The sequence below is a fragment of the Methylobacterium sp. B1 genome, assembly GCF_000333255.1.
In the GTDB taxonomy this organism is placed as follows: Bacteria; Pseudomonadota; Alphaproteobacteria; order Rhizobiales; family Beijerinckiaceae; genus Methylobacterium; species Methylobacterium fujisawaense.
In genome coordinates this window covers 1-4,739 of sequence record NZ_BACT01001034.1, presented here as the reverse complement: position 1 = coordinate 4,739, position 4,739 = coordinate 1, and the positions used below count along the sequence as shown (strand labels likewise).

6 protein-coding genes are annotated in these 4,739 nt (G+C 73.1%); 1 reads left to right on the top strand and 5 read right to left on the bottom strand.

Translation table 11 applies throughout. The annotated features are described in order from the left end of the window. The coding region (locus I53_RS34380) for a hypothetical protein (protein ID WP_210161603.1) at positions 1-761 on the top strand (761 nt) is incomplete at its 5' end. Between the two features lie 4 nt (positions 762-765). On the opposite strand, the gene I53_RS28940 is transcribed toward I53_RS34380, so the two are convergent. The 5 genes from I53_RS28940 to I53_RS28920 all read right to left on the bottom strand — a co-directional run. Continuing rightward, complete coding sequence (locus tag I53_RS28940; RefSeq protein WP_043357569.1) at positions 766-1,035, bottom strand: hypothetical protein; 270 nt, start codon at positions 1,033-1,035, stop codon at positions 766-768. A gap of 149 nt (positions 1,036-1,184) precedes the next feature. Next, positions 1,185-2,360, bottom strand: coding sequence for an FMNH2-dependent alkanesulfonate monooxygenase (ssuD, locus tag I53_RS28935; RefSeq protein WP_043357567.1), 1,176 nt, complete (start codon positions 2,358-2,360; stop codon positions 1,185-1,187). A gap of 19 nt (positions 2,361-2,379) precedes the next feature. Continuing rightward, positions 2,380-3,231, bottom strand: a complete 852-nt coding sequence (locus I53_RS28930; RefSeq protein ID WP_043357565.1) for an ATP-binding cassette domain-containing protein — start codon at positions 3,229-3,231, stop codon at positions 2,380-2,382. After that, a complete protein-coding gene (ssuC, locus tag I53_RS28925) occupies positions 3,231-4,013 on the bottom strand; it encodes an aliphatic sulfonate ABC transporter permease SsuC (protein WP_043357563.1) in 783 nt (260 codons plus the stop codon). The genes I53_RS28930 and ssuC overlap by 1 nt, the downstream gene beginning before the upstream one ends. After that, on the bottom strand, positions 4,013-4,739 hold a 727-nt coding region (locus I53_RS28920), incomplete at its 5' end, for an aliphatic sulfonate ABC transporter substrate-binding protein (RefSeq protein WP_043357561.1). The genes I53_RS28920 and ssuC, both read right to left, overlap by 1 nt.

The following is a 4,739-nucleotide window of genomic DNA, read 5'->3' as shown; positions in this document are numbered from 1 at the left end:
GCGGGCCGGCCGAGCAGGGCGTGCCGGTGATCCTGGCCAATGCCGACGCCTCTCGGGCCATGGGCGTGTACAGCCCCGCCCTCCCCCAGCCGAGCGTGCCGAACGCGGGCTACGGCCGGTTCAACTTCGCGACCCTGCCGGGCCCCGGCAACGCGACGGTGAAGTGGAACTGCGTCTTCCGCGAGAACAACGTCCCGGCCGGGGCGCACAGCTACACCTGCTACGTGGTGGTCGGCACGCTGGAGGACGTCAAGGCGGGGATCGCGGCCCTGCGGACGGCGCTCGGCGGCGGGCCGGCCGCTCAAGCGCCGCAGGCTGCCCAAGCGCCGCGGGCCGCCCAAGCGCCGCGGGCTGCTATCGCGCCGCAGGCGGCCGTCGCGCCGCCCCCGGCCCCCCGGGCGCCCGGTACGGCGCTCTATGTCGGCACGCAGGGCGGCTGCAACGCCGGCGAGGTGACGATCGACCCGGGGTACAAGGGCTGCGCCACGGCGCCGATCGGCGCCACGCTGGCGCAACCGGGTAACCCCGGCGACCCGCCCGTCTATGTCGGCACGGCGGCCGGGCTCGATGTGGGCCTCGTCACCAGCAATCCCCGCCATCTCGACGCCGGCACGCGGCCGATCGGCTACCTCGCGCGGCCCGGATCCGGCGGGACGCCCCTCTATGTCGGGACGCAGGCGGGGTGCAATGCCGGGGTGGTCTCGACCAACCCGGCGCATCTCGACTGCAGCGGCGCGCCTCTGGGCGTCGCCGTGCGGTGACGGTTCAGCGCGCCTCGCTGAAGCGCTTGGTCGCCCGCTGCTCCTTCTTGTAGGCGGTGATCGCCGCCGAGCAGTTGGGCGAGAGCTTCTTGAGATTGGCCTTGAAGCAGGCTTCGACTTCCGGGCCGCCCGGCGCGTAGGCGCTGCAGAAATCCATGTAGTCGCCGGTGCAGTACTGCTTGAGCGCTTCCCGGGCCGGGGATTGCTCCGCGAAGGCCGCGGCGGGGCCGAGGCAGAGACCGATGGCCAGCAGGGCCGTCTTGGTCGAAGTCATGGACATCCTTCACTCGTCCCGGCCGCGCGCGTACGGCGCGCGGCGATGGGCGGGGCGGATGGACGCCAAGGATGGCGTCACCATGACACCCGGGCAGCGCGAATGCAGATCAGCCATGCCCGGTCCCGGAGGGCGGCCCGATCCTCCGGTCAGTGCGCGCCGACGCGGCGGCTGGGCACGATGTCGTTGGCGACGATCTCCCCGAACGGGCCGTCGTTGCGGGCATTGGTGGCCGGGCGACCCGTGGTGGCGCGCAGCGGCAGCTTCGGGAAGACCAGCTCGGCGAAGCGGTAGGCCTCCTCCAGGTGCGGGTAGCCCGAGAGGATGAAGCGGTCGATCCCGAGATCGATGTACTCCTTCATCCGGTCGGCGACCTGATCGGCCGAGCCGACCAAAGCCGTCCCGGCACCGCCGCGCACGAGGCCGACGCCGGCCCAGAGGTTGGGCGACACCACCAGCTTGTCGCGCTTGCCGCCGTGGAGGGCCATCATGCGGCTCTGGCCGACGGAATCCTGCCGCTTCAGGGTCTCCTGCGCCTTGGCGATGGTGGCGTCGTCGAGCTTCGAGATCAGTTGCTCGGCTGCGTCCCAGGCCTCGCTCTCCGTCTCCCGGGCGATAACGTGCAGGCGGATGCCGTACGAGAAGGTCTTGCCCTTCGCCTCGGCGGCCTGCCGGGCGGCGGCGATCTTCTCCGCGACCTGCGCCGGCGGCTCGCCCCAGGTGAGGTAGACGTCGCAATGCTCGGCCGCCACCGCCATCCCGGCGGGCGAGGAGCCGCCGAAATAGAGCGGCGGATAGGGCTTCTGCACCGGCGGGTAGATCAGCCGGCCGTTCTCGGCGCGCAGATGCGCCCCCTGGAAGGTCACGGTCTCCCCCGCCAGCAGGCCGCGCCAGATCGTCAGGAACTCGTCGGTGACGGCGTAGCGTTCGTCGTGGGACAGGAACACGCCGTCGCCGGCGAGCTCCACCGGGTCGCCGCCGGTGACGACGTTGATCAGCAGGCGCCCGCCGGAGATCCGGTCGAGGGTCGCGGTCATGCGGGCGGCGGCCGAGGGCTCCATCAGGCCCGGCCGCACCGCCACGAGGAAGCGCAGCTGCCGGGTCAGGGGCGCCAGGGCCGAGGCGACGATCCAGGAATCCTCGCAGGAGCGCCCGGTGGGCAGCAGCACGCCGTAATAGCCGAGGGCGTCGGCGCCCTGCGCGATCTGCTGGAGGTAGCCGAGCGACACGTCCCGGGCGCCCTCCTGGGCACCGAGATAGCGCCCGTCGCCGTGGGTCGGCAGGAACCAGAGGACGTCGGCGCGCCCGTCGTGCGATGCGGTCATCGGGAAGCTCCGTTGCGGGTCAGGCGGCCTGCGGCGCGCCCAGAAGATGATCGAGAATACGCCCTTCGAGGCGTGCGAGATCCGGATCCCCGCGTCGGCGCGGGCGCGGCACGTCGACCCGCAGGTCGAGGGCGATCCGCCCGGCTTCCACCACGAGGATGCGGTCGGCCAGCGCCACCGCCTCGGCGACGTCGTGGGTCACGAGCAGCGCCGTGAAGCCCTGCGCCTGCCAGATCCGCTCGATCAGGTCCTGCATGCCGATGCGGGTCAGGGCGTCAAGGGCGCCAAGGGGTTCGTCGAGGGCGAGCAGGCCCGGCCGGCTCACCAGCGCCCGGGCCAGCGCCACCCGCTGCCGCTGGCCCCCCGACAGGGTCGCGGGCCATTGTCCCGCCTTGTCGCCGAGCCCGACCTCGGCGAGCGCCGCGAGCGCCCGCTCCCGGCGCTCGGCCCGGGAGCCGAGGCCCGACAGGCCGACCGCGACGTTGTCGACGACCCGCGCCCAGGGCAGGAGGCGCGGCTCCTGGAACATGATCCGCTTCGGCGGCTCCGACCGGCGGGGCGACGTCGCCGGCCCTTCCTGATCGATCCGGCCGCCAGTGGGCGTCTCCAGCCCGAGGATCAGGCGCAGCAGGGTGCTCTTGCCGCAGCCGGAGCGGCCCACCACCGCGGTGAACCCGCCGGCCGGCAGGAACAGGTTCAGGCCCTCGATGACGGCGGTGCCGTCGAAGCTCTTGTGCAGGTCGCGGACGGTGACGGCGATGCCGCGGCCTGCGGGCTCCGCGGGCGGGCGTGACGATGCGGATCCCCCGGCCTGACGGGGTGCCGATCCGGCGTCGGGGAGCGCCTCGCGGCGGACGGCGTCGAGCAGCATCAGGCGCTCCTGTAGGCGGGATTCCAGGCGAGGCAGGTGCGCTCGAGCTGGCGGGTCAGGGCGTCGGCGAGCTTGCCGAGGGCCGCGTAGATCAGGATCGCCAGCACCACGACGTCGACCAGCATGAACTCGCGCGCCTGCATGGCCATGTAGCCGAGCCCCGACGAGGCCGAGATCGTCTCGGCGACGATCAGCGTCAGCCACATGATGCCCAGGCCGTAACGCAGGCCGACGAAGATCGACGGCAGGGCGCCGGGCAGCACCACCCGGGCGAACAGCTCGCTGCGGGACATGCCGTAGACCCGGCCCATCTCCACGAGGCCCGGATCCACCGAGCGGATGCCGTGCAGGGTGTTGGCGTAGATCGGGAAGAACACGCCGAGCGCCACGAGGAACAGCTTGGCCTCCTCGCCGATGCCGAACCACAGGATCACCAGCGGGATCAGCGACAGGTGGGGCACGTTGCGCACCATCTGCACCGAGGTGTCGGTGAGCCGCTCCGACAGGCGCGACAGGCCGTTGGCGAGGCCGAGCGCGAAGCCGATGCCGCCGCCGATCACGAAGCCCGCGAGCGCCCGCAGGGTGCTGACGCCGAGATTGGTCCAGAGCTCCCCGGTCCGCCCGGCCTCCCAGCCGGCCCGGACCACGTCGAGGGGCGCCGGCATGAAGCGGTTGGAGACGAGGCCCGCCGAGACCGCGGCCTGCCAGCCGAGAAGGAGCGCCGCCGGCAGGAGCCAGGGCAGGGCCGTGTCGCCGAGGCGATCGAGCTTGGCGTTGCGCATCAGCGAGTCTCCGCCCGATTCTCGGCCCGGCGCTCGGGCTGCGTCCAGACCGCGTCGGCGACCCGGATCGGTCGCGGCAGGAGGCCCAGCCCGTGGAACGCGTCGGCGACTTTCTGCTGGTCGGCGACCGCCGCGGCGTCGAGGGGCGCGACGCCGTAGGACAGCCGTCCCAGGGCGACGCCGAGAACCGGCGCGGGGATGCCCACCGCGGGGGCGAGTTCCGCCGCCACGGCGTCCGCGTGGCCCTCCGCCCAGGCATCGACCTCACCGATCGCCTTGAGCACGGCCGACACGATCTCCGGGCTGGAATCGGTGAAGCCCCGCCGGGACAGGTAGAACTGGCGGTTGGGGGCGAGCCCCTGCCCGTCGGCCAGGACCCGGGCGCCCGTGGCGCGCTCGGCGGCGGCGAGATACGGATCCCAGATCGCCCAGGCGTCGACGGAGCCGCGCACGAAGGCGGCGTTGGCGTCCGCCGGCGCCAGGAAGGCGAGCTTCACCCCGTCATAGGGCACGCCCGCCTGCGCCAGGGCGCGCACCAGCAGGAAGTGGACGTTCGAGCCCTTGTTGAGGGCGATGGTCTTGCCGCGCAGGTCGGCGACGCTGCGCACCGGGCTGTCCTTGGGCACGAGGATCGCCTCCCCCCGCGGCGCCGGCGGCTCGGTGGCGACGTAGCGCAGCTCCGGGCTCGCGGCCTGGGCAAAGATCGGCGGGGCCTCCCCGGCGAGC